We start from the raw sequence: 17,740 nt of genomic DNA, 5'->3' as shown, positions 1-17,740 counted from the left end.
ACCGGTAGTCGAGGTGGCCTTGCGTTTCGGGGTGTCACGGCAGACGGTCCACGCGTGGCCGGACCGCTGTGGGTGGGCCGGCAGCCACTTCTTGATCCGACGCGAACATAATCGTGGCTGCGGCGCTCCCGAGCGCCGGGCACCATCGGCAGGACCGGCTGCTCAGCCTGCCGCGTTCCCAAGCGGTGAAGTGGCGGTCCTGCACGGTGAGTTCTGGCAGACCCGGGCTCACTTCACCGTCGACGGGCGGCTGCGTGAAGTACCGGCAGAACTCCCCGGCACGCGTTCGTGGGCATTCTGGTGCACCACATCACCTTCGACGGCTGGCCGGCAGGCCTGCTCCTACGCGAAGTGGGTCCGGACGGCCTCGGTTCAGCGGCGGCCGCCGCCTCCGCCCGTGCTGGAACCGCCGGTTGTGGAAGTGACGCAGCCGGTGCAGGGTCCTGTGCCCTGCCGTAGATACCGGTGCTGGTTCGCCAGATCGACAGCGGGCCTCAACGACGCGTTCTCGGTGGGGATGCCGATGCCGAATCGGCCGTAGAAGGCGAGCAGACCGGCGTCGGCGCGTTCGACTGCCGCGTGCGTACGCTCGTAGGCCACCGTCGTCAGACGGCGGACGTCGATGCGTACGAGCCTGCCGCCCTCCGGTGGGGGCCCACCGATTCCTTCGCCCCACCGGTGGAAGATCTTCTTCACCGGGCCGTCCTCCACCAGTCCGCCCAGATACTCCTTGACGAGCTGCACGGCCTGGTTCTCACCCAGGTCCAGGGCATCGAAGGTGCGAGTGACGGCCAGGGAGGCGAGTTCAGCGAACCGGTCGGTTTGCTGCTCCCGCTCGGCGGTGCGCCGTTGGGCCTCGTCGAGCTGATCGAGCCGGTCGTCGAGGCCGTCGGCCTCCGGTGTCCGGGCGGGCTGCGGCGCCGAGTCGTCGAGCGGGAGCGCAGCGGCTTGGAAGCGGCCGACCTGCCGGGCGATGTCCAGCGCCGTCCGGTTCACGGGCTCCCCGGGTGGCGAAGGGGCAGCCCGGTGCACGGCGAGAACCACGGCCCTCAGGCGGGCAGCGTCCAGAGGATGCGCCGAGACCTGCTGGTGTATCTCCTTGTACGCGGCCGCGGCACCCTCGGCGTACTGCCTGCGCTGCACCTCGAGCGCGTACCTCTCAGCCACCGGCCGCTTCCACGCACCCTCGGACACCGGAGCCATGACGACGAGGAACAACAGGGCGACCATGATGCCGATGTTGATCCCTGACAGGGACCGCCGTGCGAAGTTCGCGGTGAGGCCGAAGGGCAGCCGGGATTCGCTGAACCGCGCCGGACGCAGCCACCCTCTGACCCGCGCCGCGCGCTCCGGCCAGCGCAGTACGGCGTAACTGCCGACGGCCAGCACCGCGTAGACCGCCAGCCAGTACGACCAGTGCACCTCGGTCAGTGCTTGTACCTTTTCCACCATGCCGCGCACCGCAGCGACCTGGGGTGGGGTGAATGACAGTACGTTGGCCAGCCACACCATGAACACGCTCATCACCAGGCCGAGTTCCACGGACAGGACGATGTCGGCCAGCGCCTGCACCATCGGCCGCCCGAAGTCCTTCAGCTTTCGCCAGCCGCGCCAGGAGAGCCAGACGGCGAGCGGGAAGAAGAGCCCGGCTGCCGGCGTGAGGGTCAGTACGTCGCCGGAGACGAGTTGCTCGACGGCGGCGACGACCAGCAGCACACCGGGGGCGTCCGGGAGGTGCCGCACCACCAGGCGCTCGGACGCCTCGCACCGCTTCACCGCCAGCAGCAACGTCCAGCCGCCGAAGAAGAGCAGCACCACGCAGGGGACCAGACGAGAAGGGATCGCGCGGAATGCGAGAATGAGCAGCGCTACCGGCGGGACGACCGTGCACAGGGCGAGGGCGGCCGTAGCGACGTATCGGCGATGCCGGAACCAGCGGATCAGGGGTTCGACCAGCAGCCCGCCCACCGTTTTCGGCGCGGCCATGCAGACTGCCGCGAGACCCAGACCGAACACCGCGCCGAAGAACCCACCGAAGGCAGCCCCGGCAGCGGCGAGCAGCACGGAACCCACTCCGTCGGCCTCCTGCCGGGTGCCGAGACGCCAGGCCGCCCAAGCGGCCACTCCGAAGGTGACGTAGAGGGCCAGGAGCCGCGGTACATCGGTCGGTGACTCCTCGTCATCGCGGACGGCCCTCCCGTGGTCCGCCGGGACTGGGGCCGCGGCCGGGGACGCGGATTCCGGCGAAACAGGTCGCGGAGGCGGAGAGGAGGGCGTGATCGTGGCGGGGGCGGCGGCCGGAGACGGTGTGGCTGGAGCGGATCGTGACGCGCGTTCGTGTAGCCGGCAGGCGACATCAAGGAAGATCTCCAGATTGGGCACCTGATACCCGGACCTTGCGAAATAGGTGGGGAAGTCGCTGCCACGCGAGGTGACCAAGAGGCCACCCTCAGCCGTGCCGGTAAGCGAGTCGACGTCCTGCCAGGCAGTGAAGTCATCCCGGCCGCGCCGGCGCCGTACGGTCAGCCCGTCCTGGCTCAACACAAGGTCCCCGAACGCCACCTCACCGCCGTTCAGAGCCGCTTCGACGGCCGGGGCCAGCTGGGCACCGAGTACACCCTGCCGGATCGCCGGACCCCACTCCTCCTCCTGGGGGAGCTGGGCACCTCGGATCAACGTATGGGTGCGCAGGCCCCGGATCTTCTCCCCACCGAGTGCGGGGCCACGATGCGCGGCCCCGAGTGTGACCACCGTTCCCCCGGAGTTGGACAGTTTGTAGCGGTCGAACCCGTCCGTGAAGACGGCAGTCGCCTCCCAGGGGTAAACCGCCTCCGTCCCGTCGGCCGCGACGGCGACCAAGCCCTTCTCGTAGAGAAGGAACTCCACTTTTGTGTGCCGCCACCACCACAGCACCCTCACGGAGAACAGCACCAGCAGCGTCAACCCGCCGACCGCACCGGCCGCGACGGCTCCGTCCCAGCCGAAGGACGCGCCGAGGAGGATCGTCAGGAGGTAGGTCAGGGCCGAGAAGGGGGTGAGGGCCAGCAGGAGCAACACGTACGCGGAGAACTTGGTGCGCTGCGGGCGGTAGGTACGGCGAAGGCGCCCCAGTCCCGGGCGCTGCGTGCCATCCTCTGCGCCCGTGGCCTCATCCGTCCCGGGAAGCGGCACGCGCTCAACACCTCCTGAACAAGGGCGTGTTGCGGTCGTGCGGCACGCTAGCACTGGCGAAGCCCTCCGCGGATACGAGGCCGCCGGCAGCCTCGTGCGCGCGGTCGGCTCGGCGACGGCGTCCGCACCCCCGCATCGGCGAACAGCGCCTTGTCGTACCAGAAGCCGACGGCGCCGATGTCGCACGGGCCCGGCGTACGTCCTGTCGTCGAACTGGTACGCCTTCACCGACACCACACCGGAACGAGGATGCACTTGGGACCACATCGGGGCGAGCGCGCACACGTGCCGCCGTTGCCCGGTGCACTCCTGGTGGCCTGCGGTTCGACAGCGGTGCGGGTCGCCGGCAGGGCGCCGATGTGCGGCGAGACGTACGCACGGGACTGGTAGTCCAGCGGGCCGTGTCTCACTCCGCAGAGGAGACGCTCACGTCTCGACCACTCCTGCCGGTTGCTGATGCGCGGGCGGTACCCGACGACTTCCATGAACACCCGTGCCCTCCGGACCCGTTGACGGCAGTCGTGGGCGTCAATACCGTGCCCCTTCAGACCTCCGACCTACCGGCCGTTGTTCCATATCTCGAACAATGGGAGCGCTCCCCCTCACCCGGACGACATTCAGTAGAGGACGGACAGCAGATGACTGGCACGCCCATGACACCTAAGCGCAGGCGAGGGCGCAGCAGACGGGCAACACTGCTCGCCGTGGTGACCGCCTTACTGGCGGTGCTCCTGACCGACATCGGTACCGCGGGACCGGCGCAGGCGGCCACCGTGGATCCCAACGCGTGGTACGCGCTGGTCAACCGGGCCAGCGGCAAGGCCCTCGACGTCTCCGGCGCGGACACCGGAAACGGCGCGCCGCTCCAGCAGTGGACCCGCACCGACAGCACCAACCAGCGCTTCCAGTTCGTGGACTCGGGTGGCGGCCACTACCGGCTGCGGGCGCAGCACTCGGGCAAGGCGCTGGACGTCCTCAACCACTCCACCGCCGATGGCGCGGGCATCGTGCAGTGGAGTGACCTCAACGGCGCCAACCAGCAGTTCCGGCTGGCAGACTCGCCGGACGGCCACATCCGGCTGATCAACCGCAACAGCGGCAAGGCCGTCGAGGTGCAGGGCGCGTCCACCACGGACGGCGCCAAGGTCGTCCAGTACACCGACTGGGGCGGAACCAACCAGCAGTGGCGACTGGTCCGGGTCGGTTCCGGTTCGGGCGGCGCGCTGCCGTCGACGTTCCGGTGGTCCTCCAGTGGTGTCCTGGCCGGTCCCAAGCCGGACGCCCAGCACCCGCAGGCACTGGCGATCAAGGACTTCTCCGTCGTCCGCCACAACAACCAGTGGCTGACCTACGCGACGACCGCCAGCCCCGCCGGCTGGGGTCTGGTGCAGTTCAACTTCGACGACTGGTCCAAGGCGTCCTCCGCACCACACACCTACCTCGACAGCTCGCCCATGGGACCCGGCTACCGGGCCGCGCCCCAGGTGTTCTACTTCGCGCCGCAGAAGCTCTGGTACATGGTCTACCAGACAGGTCCGCCCACCTACTCCACCAGCACCGACCCGGCCAACCCGCGCTCGTGGTCCGCGCCGCGCACCTTCATCTCGCAGGAGCCGCCCATCGTCACCCAGAACAAGGGCGACGGCACCTGGATCGACTTCTGGGTCATCTGCGACACGGCCGACTGCCACCTGTTCTTCAGCGACGACAACGGCCATATCTACCGCGCCCAGACCAGCCTGGCCAACTTCCCGAACGGCTTCGGGAACACGCAAATCGTGCTCACTGACACCAAGTTCAACCTCTTCGAGGCGACCAACGTCTACAAGGTCGCGGGCCAGAACCAGTACCTGCTCCTCCAGGAAGCCATCGGCTCCACCGGCCGGCGCTACTTCCGCTCCTTCACCTCCACCGGCCTCACCGGCAGCTGGAAGCCACTCGCCGCCACGGAGAACGAACCCTTCGCCGGCCGCGCCAACGTCACCTTCCCCGGCGGCGCGTGGACACAGGACATCAGTCACGGCGAGCTGATCCGCGCGGGCAACGACCAGACCCTCACCATCGATCCGTGCCGATTGCAGTACGTCTACCAGGGCATGGACCCAGCCGCCGGAGGGGATTACCTCCGCCTGCCCTGGCGGATGGGCCTGCTCACCCAGACCAACTCCACCTGCTGACCCCCTGAACCCACTGTTCGGCACCGCCGGCCTCCCTGTCTCCCGCCTCCCGTCGGAGCCGTCGAGGCAGGGAGTGGCCGTCCGTCCTGGCCAAGGGGCCGATGCAGGTACGGCGGGTGGATGTCCTGTCGTCGACGGCACGATGGTGGACAGGTCACGCAGCGCGCCCCAACTGGACCGGGACGGTCGCCGGCCTGCTCATCGCCGGACCAACGTCGTCGCGTGACCGCGGCTGCTGCTCCCTTCACCGTCCCCGGAGGGTGTCACAGGTGGTCGCGTGAGGCTCGATGGCTGTCCCTGCCGAGGCGAGGAACGGTTTGAGCAGACCGAGAAGCTCTTGAGGGCGGTGCAGCGGGATGATGTGGCCGCAGTCCTCGATGATGTGGCCGACGAGATCATCGGTGATCGCGCGCAGCTGTTGTTCAAGGGTTCTGCCGACGGGGTGGGCACCGATGGCCATGGTGGGCATGGTCAACCGCCCGTTGGCGGCGACCTGCGCGATCTGTTCGGCGCTCGTGGGCAGTGCGCGGTAGAAGGCGCAGGCGCAGCGCAGGGCCTCGGCCCCGGTGTACGCGCGGACAAAGGCGTTTCGGATGCCGGGATCCATCCCCTCTCCCAGAGTGCCCGCGTCGAGGAACCAACCGATGTAGCGGTCTTCGTGCCCGGTCAGGACGGTCTCCGCGAGGCCGGGCACCGAGTGGAAGCCGAACCACCATGGTGCCCCCTGGCGAAGGAACTCCTCCGCCCCCGGCAGTCTGCCCAGAAGCGACTCCATGAGCACGAGTCGCCGTACGAGGCCGGGACGACGCATGGCGAGAAGGAAGGCCGCCGGGGTACCGGCGTCTATGCCGACCACAGCCGCCGAGGTCTCCCCCAGCGCGTCGAGGAGTCCTTCCGCGTCGGTAGCGAGCGTGCCCGCGTCGTAACCCTCCGGTGCACGCGTGCTCGCGCCCGTTCCTCTCAGGTCCGGAGCGATCACCCGATGCCGCGCCGCGAGGCTGTCCAGGACGTCGGTCCACACTCGCCACGTGTGCGGGAATCCGTGGAGCAGCAGCACCGCCGGTCCTTCGCCGGCGACAGCGACGTTGAGGCGAACGCCGTTGACCGCGACCCGCCGGAGCTGGACACCGGAGGGGGGACGGCTGGACACGCGGGGGGCGTCGGGCACAGCAACTCCTTGTGGTTACGAAAGGTGACAACCAAACGATAGGCAACTACGCTGCGGGGCCCAAGACCGCACTTCTGCCACAGGTGGTGAGCTCCAGGTGACCTCCCCGACACAGCGCTCCACGCGGGAGCACCGCGGCGATCTGTTCGATCCGCAGTGCCCCACCCGCCGTCTGCTCGACCGGATCGGCACCAAGTGGACGTCCATGGTCATCAAGGTGTTGGCGGAGGCATCCCCCGAGGAGGTGCGCTTCGCGCAACTGCAGCGCAGGATGCCTGGCGTCTCGCAGAAGATGCTCTCGGTCACCCTTCGGGGTTTGACCCGCGACGGCCTGGTCGACCGTCGGGTGGAAGCGTCAGTGCCACCCCGTGTGTACTACCGGCTCACCCCACTCGGCCTGACACTCGAAGAACCATTGGCCAGGATCCGGGAATGGGCCGAGGAGCACATGGCCGAGGTGGACCGCGCCAATCAGCGCAGCGACGAACGCACAATCGACAGCTGACCGGGTCGCGCCCGGCCTCGGGCGGCGTCTTTCGACACATGGGGTCGAGTCGCCTGCCGCCGACCACCGGATCAGCTGCCGAACGGCGCCCACTCCTTGATCGAGAACCGGCTCCCGTTCCCTCTTGACCTCGGCGGCAACATTGCCGGGGATGTGAGCCGGCAGGACAAGCGCCCGATTGTCGGCTGCCCACGCAAGAACCCTTCGGCGCGCAGCACTTGCCTGCTTGGGATCCTCGTCGAAGCAGGCGTGCAGGTCGGGACCGAGGATCTGCACTTCGGGGTTCGGCTGGGGTGCCGTGGCCGTCGTTCTTGTGCAGGGCGCCGGCGTGGCGCTGGATGTGGGCGGTCAGCGCATCGGTAGGCGGTGCAGCACGACCTCGCCGAGGGACCCGTCCGTCACCACACACGTCATGTACGTGCGGTACGGCTGTCGCCTGCGGTCCGTCGGTGATCCCGGGTTCAGCAGGCGCAGTCCGCCGGGCGCCTCGGTGTCCCAGGGGATGTGGCTGTGGCCGAAGACCAGGACGTCGAGGTCCGGGAAGCGCGCGGCGCAGCGCGCCTCCCGGCCGCGGGCCGCCCCTGTCTCGTGGACGACACCGAACCGCAGGCCGCCCAGCTCGACACGGGCCGTCTCCGGCAGCCTCGCACGCAGTTCGGCGCCGTCGTTGTTGCCGAACACGGCGACCAGGCGCCGTGCGCGTCCCTCCAGGAGGTCCAGGGTCGCGACATCGACCCAGTCCCCGGCGTGGATGACGACATCGGCCTCGTCTGCCGCGCGCAGCAGTTCGTCAGGGAGTCGCCTGGCCCGCAGCGGCACATGCGTATCCGACATGAGCAGCAGCCGCACCCGGCGGGCCGCCGCCCCATACGTGTCCTCGTCCATCGCCTGACCTCTCCTCGCGCGAGGGGAGCACCCGGGAGCACGGTCGGCGCCCGCACAAGCGTAAGCCTCCAGGTGCCTTCCGCCCGTCGCGCACCACGCCGCCCACGTATGGATCTGGTGCTGCGGCAGTGCCTCAAGGGGCTCCCGGCGGGTAGACGCTCGTATCTCCCGCCGCGCCCCCGCCATTGCCGTTGCCGTTGCCGTTGAAGATGACGTGCTGCCCGGGTGAGGCTCCGGAGAGGGCCCAGATGCCTATGCCGCAGGCGACGACGACCACGGCCAGGACGATCGCTACCGTGATCGCGCGGCGCTTCATGTCCCTGCGGCGCCACTGCCGCTGGGCCCGTTGGTAGGCGTCCGGCGCGTCGTGGACCGTGTTGGCGAGCCCGGCGAGGGCGGATCGCAGCTGTTCTTCGGTGCCCCCGCTCATCCGTCGGCTCCCTTCAAGATGCGGCTGAGTTTCGCCATGCCCCTGGACGCGTGGGATTTCACGGCTCCTTGGGAGATGCCCATGGTCCGGGCGATCTCCGCCTCACTGAGGTCCAGCCAGTATCGCAGGACCAGTACCTGGTGCTGCCGGGCGGGCAGCGTGCGCAGGGCACGCACCACGTGCCGGTGCTCCTCGCGCAGCAGTGCGTGCTGTTCGGCCGAGTCCTCGGTGGCCTCCAGGTTCCACCGGGCGTGGCGGCGGACCACGCGGAGATGGCGTAGGCGCATGCGGGCCAGGTTGAGGATCACGCCGCGGAGGTAGCCGAGCGCGGCCCCTTTGTCGCGTACCTTTCCCCAGCGGCGCTGGAGCTGGTAGAACGCCTCCGCCACGATGTCCTCGGCGTCGGCTCCGGCGCCCAGCAGGACTGCCAGGCGCAGCAGGCCGGTGTGATGGGCCTCGAAGAGGGCTGCCACCGCGGCGTCCCGGTCTGCGTTGCGCATGTCCATGACGGGGCTGAGGCCGTGTCCTGGTGTGTACGTGTTCCGCGGCATGTCCGTGATGTCGGTGGGCCGCTCATCTCCCTCCCCTTCTCCGTCGCGCCCGCCGCGCCCGCCGCGCCCGGCATGGCTCGGACTGCTGAAGGGCTTCATCCTGCAACTCCTGTTCAGTACGGCTCGGATCGGCGGGAAGGCCACGGGGGCCGGTGCGTTCAGTCGACGCGGAAGGCGAAGCGAGAGCCCCGCCGGGGCAGGCCGCCGCGTGCCGCGAACGTGTCGGGGCCACGCATGACCCCGGCGCGGTCGAGCAGCGGGGTGAGCAGCGCGGCCGCGATGAGGTTGAGGACGAGCGCGGCGAAGGCGACGTAGAACGACAGGTGTGTGTGTCCGAACTCCAGGGTGACGACGGAGTCGAAGCCGTGGGCGACGGTCAGTGCCGTGCCGGTGGTCATGCCGATGGCCCAGCCCACGAGCAGTGCGCGGTGGTGGAACCAGCGCGTGTACAGCGCGCAGCCGACCGCGGGGACCGTCTGGATGATCCATACGCCGCCCAGGAGATGGAGGTTGACCGCGTCCTGGGGCTGTAGCAGAAAGGAGAAGACGAGGGCGCCGGAGATGATGACGGGGGCGGCGAAGCGGGCGATGCGGACCTCGTGCTTGGGGGTGGCCGTCGGGTTGAAGTACTCGGTGTAGAGGTTGCGGGCCACCAGCGTTGCCATGCCGATGGCCATGACCGCGGCGGGCAGCAGGGCGGCGACGGCGAGGCCGCCCAGGAGCAGGCCGGCGAGCCAGGGGGCGGCCAGTCGGCGCAGCAGCGCGGGGGCGGCCAGTTCGGCGTGGCCCGCCGGGGTCTCGATGCCGTACGCGAGCGCCGCGAAGCCGAGGTAGGCGAAGACGCCCAGGGCGATCGTCCACAGCGGCAGGGCGAGGGTGGCCCGTCTGAGCGTGTCCGTGCAGCGGGCGGCCAGGGCGACGGTGAGGACCTGGGGGTACATCAGCTGGGCGAGGACGCTGCCGAGCGCGAGGGTGATGTAGGCGGTGCCGGTGCCCGCGGGCGGTGCCAGGCTCATGCCGCGCGCGGCCAGGCGCTGCCCCGCCTCGTCGAACACCCAGCCGCCGCCCGTGCCGTGGCGCAGAAGCAGTATCAGGGCGACCGTCAGCAGGGTGGCCATGAGGACCGCCTTGAACGCGGCGACGCGTACGCACACCCGCAGGCCGCGTGGCAGGAAGCCCGCGGTCAGCAGGGTGAAGACGAGCAGGAGGCCGGGGATCACGCGGGGGCTGGTGGGGTCGATGCCCATGCCTCTCAACGCGGCGCCGAGGCCGATGACTTGGAGTGCCAGGTAGGGCATGGTGGCCAGCAGCCCGGAGATGACCACGGCGAGGGACAGGGCGTGCGAGCCGTGCCGGGCGAGGGCGAGGTCGGCGGCCGTCACGAGGCCGTGCCGCCGCGCCGCCTTGTGCAGGCGCGGCAGCACGATCAGTGCCGCGGGTGTGAGGAGCAGGGTGTAGGTGAGGGCGTAGAGCCCGAACCCGCCGGTGGCGTAGGTCAGTCCGGGTACCGCGATGACCGTGTAGGCGGTGTACACGGTGCCGCCGAGCAGCACGGCCGTCCCGCCGAGGCCCACGTCGCGCCGGGCCAGGGTCCAGCCGGCGGGGTGCGGCAGTTCGCCGGGGTCCCGCAGCCGGGACAGCGCCCACGCCGCGACCGCAACTCCCGTCACCACCAGGCAGAAGAAGGGGAACGAACCGCCACTGGGAGACAACATGACGCCGCACGCTATGTCTCCTCGCGCGCGAGACGCAAGCGTTTTCGGAATTACTTTTCCACATTACGGAATCTTGAACTTCTCATGAGGGAATCCTGACCACCTGCGCCGCATAGGAGAGGCCCGCCCCGAAACCGACCAGGAGCGCGGTGTCCCCCGGCCTCGCCTCCCCCCGGGCGCGCAGCGCTTCCATGGCGAGCGGGACGGAGGCGGCCGAGGTGTTGCCCATCTCCACGATGTCCCGCGCCACGGCGGTGCGTTCCCCGACGCCCAGTGCTCTGGCCGCCGAGTCCACGATGCGGGCGTTCGCCTGGTGCGGGACGAACGCGCCGAGGTCGGCCGCCTCGACTCCCGCCGCCGCCAGGGCCTTTCGGCCGATGTCCGGCACCACGCGCGTGGCCCAGCGGAAGACCTCGGGCCCCGCCATCCGCATCACGGGCCACGCCCCGGCTTCCCGCCGGGCGTTCAGCCAGCTGTGCTCGTGCGCGATGAGCCGGTCCCCCCTTCCGTCGGCGCCCCAGACCGTCGGCCCGATCTCCGGCTCGGCTCCCGGGCCGACGACGACCGCTCCCGCCCCGTCCCCGAAGAGGAACGCCGTGGACCGGTCGGTCGGGTCGATGAGGTCGCTCATCCGCTCGGAGCCGATGACCACGACCCGGCGGGCAGTGCCGGAGCGTACGGCGGCGTCGGCCAGCGCCAAGGCGTGGCAGAACCCGGCGCAGGCCGCGCCGATGTCCACGGCCGCCGCCCCTTCGGCGTCCACCGCGTGCGCGATCCGGGGAGCGGCCGGGGGCGACTGCTCCAGGTGGGACATGGTGGCCAGGAGGACGAGGTCGACCTCCGCGGGAGAAGTCCCCGCGTCCGCCAGGGCCTTGGCGGCGGCCGCCGCCCCCATGGAGATGACCGTCTCCTGCGGCCCCGCGAACCGTCGGGTGACGATGCCGGAGCGGCGGCGGATCCAGGCGTCGTCGGAGTCGAGGCGGGCGCACACCTCTTCGTTGTCCACGACGCGGGCGGGCCGGTAGGCGCCGAGCCCCAGGATGCGCGAGCCCGCCGTACCGGTGTGCGCGCCGAGGCCGCTCATGAGCGGACCGCCGATGGTGCGGCGAGGTCGGGCAGGTCACCGTTCTCGTAGAGCGTGCGGCAGGCGCGACGTTGCACCTTGCCGCTGGAGGTCTTCGGTATCGCTCCCCTGCGCACCAGGACGACCGCGTCGAATCTCAGCCGGTGGTGTTCGTGGATCGCACGGGCGATACGTTCGCGCAGGCCCTGTGTGCCGTGGGCGCGCACGGCACGGCCGTCGGCCTCGACGACGATCACGAGCCGCTCCTTGCCGAGGTCCTCGACGGCGAAGGCGGCGGCGCAGTTGGGGTGCAGGCCCTCCGCCGACCCCTCGGCGGTGAGTTCGATGTCCTGGGGGTAGTAGTTGCGGCCCTGGTGGATGATGAGGTCCTTGAGCCGGCCGGCGACGTGGAGTTCGCCCGCGTGCAGGAAGCCGATGTCCCCGGTGCGCAGGTAGGTCCGCTCGTCCTCGAGGCTCCCGTCCGCGTTCCTCACCCGGGCGCGGAAGGTTTCCTCGGTGGCCTCGGGGCGCCCCCAGTAGCCCGCGGCCACACAGGGCCCGCTGATCCAGATCTCGCCGATGGTGTCCGGGACGCAGGCGCGCGACGTGCCGGGGTCCACGATCCGCACCTCGGTGCCGGGCACGGTGCGGCCGCTGCTGGTGATGGGGACCGCTCCGGGCTCCCGCACGCCGACGGTCTCCACGCGCCCTTCGCGCAGCGCCGCCCCGGACAGCCACACCGAGGTCGGCTCGCGTTCCTGGTCACCGCCGGTGGCCTTGAGCGTGTTCTCGGCGAGCCCGTAGCCCGGGCACATGGCGCGGGGCGCGAAACCGTGCGGGGCGAACGCCTCGGTGAACTCCCGGATCACGTGCCAGCGCACGGGTTCCGCGCCGTTGGCCGCGACGCGCCACGAAGAGAGGTCGCCGACCTGGCCGGTCCTGCCCTCGGCCGCCTCCCGCGCACAGAGTTCGTACGCGAAGCTGGGCGCCGCGGCGTGAGTGCCGCGGAACCGGGCGATCGCCTCCAGCCAGCGGGCGGGCCGGCGGATGAAGGCGGCGGGTGCCATCAGATACGAGGGGATGCCCGCCCACAGCGGCATCACCACCCCGAACAGCATGCCCATGTCGTGGAAGAGGGGGAGCCAGTTCACGACGGTGCCATCGGGCGCGCAGGGCCACAGGGCGTCGGTCTCGGCTGCGTTGGCGAGAAAGTTGGCGTGGGTGACGATGACGCCCTTGGGGTCGCCGGTGGAGCCCGACGTGTACTGGAGCAGCGCGATGTCGTCCAGGCCGGGTGCGGAATCCGGCACCGCGGCCGCGGCCGCCCCGGCTTCCGCCACCGCGAGCGCGTCCGTGTCGAGAACGGTGAGGCCGAGCAGTTCCTCCAGGTCCCCGAACCGATCCTCCAGCTCGCGCAGGACCGACGTCTCGGTGAGCACGGTCGTGGTGCCCGCGTCGCGGGCCACGCGGCGGATGCGCTCCACGTCCTTCAGCCGGCGCGGCGCCTGGACGGGCGCCGCCGCGACCTTGGCCCGCATGCATCCCAGGAGCGTACGGACGAATTCCAGGCCCGACGGGTACATGAGCACCGCGCGCCGCCCGCCGAGCCCCCGGGCGGTGAGGAGCCCGGCCCGCACGTCCGCCGCGGCGTCGAGCTCCGCGTAGGTCAGGTGGTCCTGCGGGTCCTCGCCGTTGTGCAGGAACACATAGGCGGTGTCGTCGGGTCGCAGTCGGGCGCGCAGCCGCAGCAGTTCGGGCAGAGGCAGTGCCTCGTCGCCCGTGCGGACGTGATCGGGGTCAGTGGTCATGGGTCAGTCCTGTCGCTTGTCCATGAGGGCGAGCACCGCGGACATGAAGCCGTCCGTGGTGCCCGTGCCTCCGAGGTCGGGGGTCGCCGCGTTGGTGTGCCCGGCCTCCAGGACACAGTCGCGCAGCAGCGTGGCCGCGTCGGCGTGGCCGAGGTGGCCGAGGAGCATGGCCAGGCACATCGCGGTGGCATACGGGTTCGCGATGCCTTGGCCCGCGATGTCGGGCGCGCTGCCGTGCACCGGCTCGAACAGCGCGAAGCCCGTCTCCGGGCAGACGCTGGCGCTGCAGGCGAGGCCCAGCCCGCCCATCAGGGCGGCGCCGATGTCGCTGATGATGTCGCCGAACATGTTCGGGGCGAGGACACCCTCGTAGGCGGAGGCATCGCGCACCAGGTGGTAGCAGAACGCGTCGACGTACTCCTCGGACCCGGTCAGCTCCGGGACGCGGGCGAGTTCGGCACGGAACACCTCCTGCCACAGTCGCCCGGTGTGCGGCACGGCGTTCGCCTTGTGGACGAGCGTCACCTTGCGCCGCCCCGCCGCCCGCAGGTGGAGCAGGCAGTTGCGTACGAAACGCTCGACCGTGTCCCGGGTGTAGACGCACTCGTCCATGGCGACCGTGATCCGTCCTTGGCCGCTGACAGCGCCGCCGACCTGGCTGTACAGGCCCTGGGTGTTCTCGCGGTAGAGGTCGACGGTGCCGTGGCCGAGGTCCAGCGGGCGGTGGTTGACGTACAGGTCGAGGCCGGTGCGCAGGCCGAGGAGGATCTCCCGGCCGTGCGCCATGTCCGGGATCCGCGGGTCGCCGAGGGCGCCCAGGAGCACGGCCGCGTACTCCTTCCTGAGGAGGTCGATGGCGCCGTCGGGCAGGCCGGTGCCCTCGGCCAGCCAGCGGTCGGCGCCCCAGTCCAGGACGTCGTAGGTGAGACCGAGCCCGAAGGCGTCGCTGAGCCAGGTGAGGGCGGGCAGCGTGGCGGGGACGACTTCCTTGCCGATGCCGTCGCCGGGGACGATCGCGATCCTCATGCGCTCTCCCGCGCCGTGAACATGTCCTCCACGCGGGTGAGGCGGCCGGCGACGGCGGTGGCCGCCACGACGTACGGGGAGGCCAGGTACACCTGGCCCGGTCCTGAACGGCCGGGGAAGTTGCGGTTCTGCGCGCTGACGGTGACCTCGTCCGGGCGCACGGAGACTCCGGGGCCCGCGTTGATGCAGGCACCGCAGGACGGCGGCAGGACCCGCACGCCGACCTCCTCGAAGAGCTCGACGTAGCCCCGCTCGCGGGCGTACTCCATGACGCTCTCGCTGCCGACCTGGATGAAGGCCTGCACGCCTTCCGGCACGCGGACGCCGCGCTCGCGGGCCCGCTCGAAGACGCTGGCGTACATGTCCATGTCGTAGGCCTTGCCGCCGGTGCACGAGCCGCCGTACACCTTGTCGACCCTGATGTGTTCGCGGACCGAGGCCAGGGGCACGGCGTTGCGCGGGTCACCGGGCAGGGCCACCATCGGCTCGATCGTGTCCAGGGCGAGCGCGAGCGTGGCCGCGCAGCCGGCGCCGTCGTCCGACCGCGGGTGCTCCGGCCCGCTGCCGCCGCCCCGTCGCGCGAGATGCGCGTCCGTGATCTCGTCCGGTTCGAACAGCGCGGTCATGGCGCCCGCTTCGACGGCCATGTTGCACAGGGTCGCCCGCTCGTCCATGTTCAGGGAGCGCGCGCCGGGCCCGTCGAACAGCAGCACCTTGCCCAGCGTCCGGCTGCCCTCGATGCGTGGGTGGGCGAGGAGGGCGAGCATGACGTCCTTGGCACACACTCCTGGCCGCAGGTCGCCGCGGAGGTCGACCCGGATGACGTCCGGGACCTTCACCAGGATCTCGCGGTTGTACCAGGAGTTGGCGATGTCGGTGGCGCCGACGCCGAACGCGAGGGCGCCCACGGCACCGGCCGTGCAGGTGTGGCTGTCGGTGCCGATGACGACCTGACCGGGTTCCGCGACGTTCTCGACGATGTAGTTGTGGCAGATGGCCCGGCTGCCGCCGGTGTCGGCGGGGCCGATGAAGTGTCCGCCGTTCAGCGCGGCGAACGCCTCCTGTCGGCGGCCCAGGTTCTCCACGCGCTCGATCAGCTCGGGACCCTTCGGCCGCTGTCCGAGGACCTGGGAGGCCAGGGAGAGGTGGTCCTGGAAGAAGTAGCAGCTGTCGGGGTCGTCGAGGCCCGCTTCGGGGCCGAACTGCTGCCGGAACATGCCCGCGGCCATGGGGGTCACGTACTCGTGGGAGAACCGCACGTCGGCGGTCAGGAAGTAGGACTGCCCCACGCGCACGCTCGCGCCCTCGGGCAGCGCGTTGCGCGGGGCGAGCCGGCCCTCGATGATCTTCTCCACGATGTTGCGGGGGCGCGCGCCGTCGAAGGCGGCCTCGACCCGGGTGCCCGTCCCGTCCCGTGAAGCGCGGTTGAAGCCGAACAGGCCGCCCAGGTCGATGATGGACCGTTCCACGGCGGTGGCACGCCGCGTGAAGGCTTCGAGCGGCAGTTCCTCACCGGCCAGCAAGGCGTCGAGGAGGGTGAAGTCGTCGCAGGTGAGGATGCCTACGTTGCGGCAGTTCTGCTGGTAGATGCGCTCGAAGGAGCGGGCGAAGACGAGTTCGACGCCCGCGTACTTCTCGGCGTAGACGGCGTGCTCACGGGAGGATCCACAGCCCTTCGCCTCACCACTGACGATGATCCTCGGCGCGAACTTCTTCACCGCGCCCTCGCCGAACTGCCTGTCCCTGAGCCCGAGGTACGCGTAGTCGCCGAGTTTCTCGTCGTACCAGTAGCAGCACCAGCCCGGGATGATCTCGTCGGTCGAGATGTTGGCGCGCAGCGGCTCCTCGAGGAGCTGGGCCGGGGTGCGGTCGCAGGCACCGGTCAGCTGGGCGGCGACCGTACCGGGGTCCTCGGTCAGGACGAGGACGTTGCCGTGCGGCGCGATCGTGCGCCGACGCCCGGCGCCCGTCGTCTCAAGGTGCTGTCGCAATGATCTGCCTTATCTGTGCGTCGGTGAGCGGGCCGCGTCCGGCCTTGGCCTTTTCGAGGACGGCTTTGACCACCGCGTCGTCGCCGCTGTCAAAGCCGTGGGTGGTCAGCCAGTACCGGACGTTGTTGGCGCCGGACGCCTCGTCGACGAGGACGTCCTGCTCGCGTCCGAACAGGGCGGCGGGGACGCTGGAGTACACGGCGTCCTTGAGCAGCGTGTCGCCCTTCTCGTGGGCCTTGAGGATCGCGGAGGCGTGCACGCCGGCGCTGGTCTTGAAGACGTCCGCGCCCAGCGCCGGATGGTTCTGCGGGATCGGCACGCCGAGCACCTCCTCGGCGTACTCGGCGTACTCGCGCAGCGCCATGAGGTCGTACCCCGCGGCGCCGTCGAGGGCGCGGTTGAGGACGAGCTGGTCCAGGGACGCGTTCCCGGTGCGCTCGCCGACGCCCAGGATCGTGCCGTGCACGCGGGCGCAGCCGAGGGAGAGCGCGGTCAGCGAGTTGGCGAGCGCCAGGCCCCGGTCGTTGTGTCCGTGCCATTCGAGGGCCATGGCGTGACCGCGCCCGGCGAAGTAGCGGCGGGTCCAGCGGATCAGGGCCGCGGTGCCGCCGGGCACCGCGGCGCCCACGGTGTCGCACAGGCACAGCCGCCCCACCCCGGTGTCGATGGCCACGTCGTAGACGCGGCTCAGCACCTCGGGTGTGCACCGGACCGTGTCCTCAAGGACGAGGACGAAGGTGACACCCTCGCGGTCGCAGGAGCGCACCGCCGCGCGGATCGTCCGCTCGATGGAGGTGACGTCCCACTCCTCGACGTACTGCCGGATGGGGCTGACGCCGATGAACACGTAGGCGTCCACCGGCAGTTGGGCCTGCTGGGCGATCTCGCAGATGGCGTGGATGTCCGCGGGGTGCGTGCGGCCCGCGTATCCGATGGCCAGCGGGTGGCGCCGGTCGGCGACGTGCCGGGCGATCTCCAGGCACTCCCTGGCGGCGGCCGGGTCGGATCCGGGGAAGCCCAGGTCGGCGGCGCGGATCCCGCAGCGGACCATGTGGTCGACGATCCGCAGTTTCTGCGCGAGTCGGGGGTTGGTGACGTTCGGGGCCTGGAGCCCGTCGCGCAGCGTCTCGTCGAAGAGCAGGCCCGTGGGCGCGAGAGCCGCCTCCTCGGCGGGGTCGGCTTCGACGTCGACGTCGTTCCAGGAGAACCAGACGTCGGGCGTGACCGATGAGTCCGCGGTCATGGCTGAG

At 70.6% G+C, this 17,740-nt stretch carries 13 protein-coding genes; 2 read left to right on the top strand and 11 right to left on the bottom strand.

The genetic code is table 11. The features are described from left to right. Positions 1 to 372 precede the first annotated feature (372 nt). Positions 373 to 3,171 carry a hypothetical protein gene (locus ACF062_RS20745; protein WP_392140280.1) on the bottom strand — a complete coding sequence of 933 codons (2,799 nt, stop codon included), beginning with the start codon at positions 3,169 to 3,171 and terminating at the stop codon, positions 373 to 375. 653 nt (positions 3,172 to 3,824) lie between these two features. Between ACF062_RS20745 and ACF062_RS20740 the strand changes: the two genes are divergently transcribed. Further along, positions 3,825 to 5,348 (top strand): non-reducing end alpha-L-arabinofuranosidase family hydrolase, encoded by a 1,524-nt coding sequence (locus tag ACF062_RS20740; protein ID WP_392140268.1) that lies wholly within the window; start codon positions 3,825 to 3,827, stop codon positions 5,346 to 5,348. Between the two features lie 244 nt (positions 5,349 to 5,592). On the opposite strand, the gene ACF062_RS20735 is transcribed toward ACF062_RS20740, so the two are convergent. Beyond that, entirely contained in the window at positions 5,593 to 6,516 is a 924-nt protein-coding gene (locus ACF062_RS20735; protein ID WP_392140080.1) for an alpha/beta fold hydrolase, read from the bottom strand. A gap of 97 nt (positions 6,517 to 6,613) precedes the next feature. On the opposite strand from ACF062_RS20735, the gene ACF062_RS20730 reads away from it, so the two are divergent. Continuing rightward, positions 6,614 to 7,021: a winged helix-turn-helix transcriptional regulator gene (locus ACF062_RS20730; RefSeq protein ID WP_392140079.1), complete on the top strand. Its 408-nt coding sequence runs from the start codon at positions 6,614 to 6,616 to the stop codon at positions 7,019 to 7,021. A gap of 348 nt (positions 7,022 to 7,369) precedes the next feature. Here the strand turns inward: ACF062_RS20730 and ACF062_RS20725 are convergent, their stop codons facing one another. From ACF062_RS20725 to ACF062_RS20685, 9 genes are all read right to left on the bottom strand, one after another. Beyond that, positions 7,370 to 7,870 carry a metallophosphoesterase family protein gene (locus ACF062_RS20725; protein ID WP_392140266.1) on the bottom strand — a complete coding sequence of 167 codons (501 nt, stop codon included), beginning with the start codon at positions 7,868 to 7,870 and terminating at the stop codon, positions 7,370 to 7,372. Between the two features lie 169 nt (positions 7,871 to 8,039). Next, positions 8,040 to 8,336 carry a hypothetical protein gene (locus ACF062_RS20720; RefSeq protein ID WP_392140077.1) on the bottom strand — a complete coding sequence of 99 codons (297 nt, stop codon included), beginning with the start codon at positions 8,334 to 8,336 and terminating at the stop codon, positions 8,040 to 8,042. Then, complete coding sequence (locus ACF062_RS20715; RefSeq protein ID WP_392140075.1) at positions 8,333 to 8,986, bottom strand: SigE family RNA polymerase sigma factor; 654 nt, start codon at positions 8,984 to 8,986, stop codon at positions 8,333 to 8,335. Before ACF062_RS20715 ends, ACF062_RS20720 begins: the two co-directional genes overlap by 4 nt. Before the next feature lie 59 nt (positions 8,987 to 9,045). Further along, complete coding sequence (locus ACF062_RS20710; RefSeq protein WP_392140073.1) at positions 9,046 to 10,602, bottom strand: sodium:solute symporter; 1,557 nt, start codon at positions 10,600 to 10,602, stop codon at positions 9,046 to 9,048. A gap of 82 nt (positions 10,603 to 10,684) precedes the next feature. Further along, positions 10,685 to 11,686, bottom strand: coding sequence for a beta-ketoacyl-ACP synthase 3 (locus ACF062_RS20705; protein ID WP_392140071.1), 1,002 nt, complete (start codon positions 11,684 to 11,686; stop codon positions 10,685 to 10,687). Then, complete coding sequence (locus ACF062_RS20700) at positions 11,683 to 13,473, bottom strand: fatty acyl-AMP ligase (protein WP_392140069.1); 1,791 nt, start codon at positions 13,471 to 13,473, stop codon at positions 11,683 to 11,685. Before ACF062_RS20700 ends, ACF062_RS20705 begins: the two co-directional genes overlap by 4 nt. A 3-nt stretch (positions 13,474 to 13,476) precedes the next feature. Continuing rightward, complete coding sequence (locus ACF062_RS20695) at positions 13,477 to 14,499, bottom strand: isocitrate/isopropylmalate dehydrogenase family protein (protein ID WP_392140067.1); 1,023 nt, start codon at positions 14,497 to 14,499, stop codon at positions 13,477 to 13,479. After that, positions 14,496 to 16,490 (bottom strand): aconitase family protein, encoded by a 1,995-nt coding sequence (locus ACF062_RS20690; protein ID WP_392140065.1) that lies wholly within the window; start codon positions 16,488 to 16,490, stop codon positions 14,496 to 14,498. The genes ACF062_RS20695 and ACF062_RS20690 overlap by 4 nt, the downstream gene beginning before the upstream one ends. Next, positions 16,474 to 17,733, bottom strand: a complete 1,260-nt coding sequence (locus tag ACF062_RS20685) for a LeuA family protein (RefSeq protein WP_392140063.1) — start codon at positions 17,731 to 17,733, stop codon at positions 16,474 to 16,476. Before ACF062_RS20685 ends, ACF062_RS20690 begins: the two co-directional genes overlap by 17 nt. Positions 17,734 to 17,740 lie beyond the last annotated feature (7 nt).

This window comes from Streptomyces sp. NPDC015345, assembly GCF_043078805.1.
Taxonomy (GTDB): Bacteria; Actinomycetota; Actinomycetes; order Streptomycetales; family Streptomycetaceae; genus Streptomyces.
Note: the sequence above shows the minus strand (reverse complement) of the source record. Positions and strands in the feature narration are given on the sequence as shown.

Bases quoted from the DNA above. Each gene is read 5' to 3' on its own strand.
- ACF062_RS20740 (WP_392140268.1), top strand. From the start codon at position 3,825: ATGACACCTAAGCGCAGGCGAGGGCGCAGCAGACGGGCAACACTGCTC.
- ACF062_RS20720 (WP_392140077.1), bottom strand. From the start codon at position 8,336: ATGAGCGGGGGCACCGAAGAACAGCTGCGATCCGCCCTCGCCGGGCTC.
- ACF062_RS20715 (WP_392140075.1), bottom strand. From the start codon at position 8,986: ATGAAGCCCTTCAGCAGTCCGAGCCATGCCGGGCGCGGCGGGCGCGGC.
- ACF062_RS20710 (WP_392140073.1), bottom strand. From the start codon at position 10,602: ATGTTGTCTCCCAGTGGCGGTTCGTTCCCCTTCTTCTGCCTGGTGGTG.
- ACF062_RS20705 (WP_392140071.1), bottom strand. From the start codon at position 11,686: ATGAGCGGCCTCGGCGCGCACACCGGTACGGCGGGCTCGCGCATCCTG.
- ACF062_RS20700 (WP_392140069.1), bottom strand. From the start codon at position 13,473: ATGACCACTGACCCCGATCACGTCCGCACGGGCGACGAGGCACTGCCT.
- ACF062_RS20695 (WP_392140067.1), bottom strand. From the start codon at position 14,499: ATGAGGATCGCGATCGTCCCCGGCGACGGCATCGGCAAGGAAGTCGTC.
- ACF062_RS20685 (WP_392140063.1), bottom strand. From the start codon at position 17,733: ATGACCGCGGACTCATCGGTCACGCCCGACGTCTGGTTCTCCTGGAAC.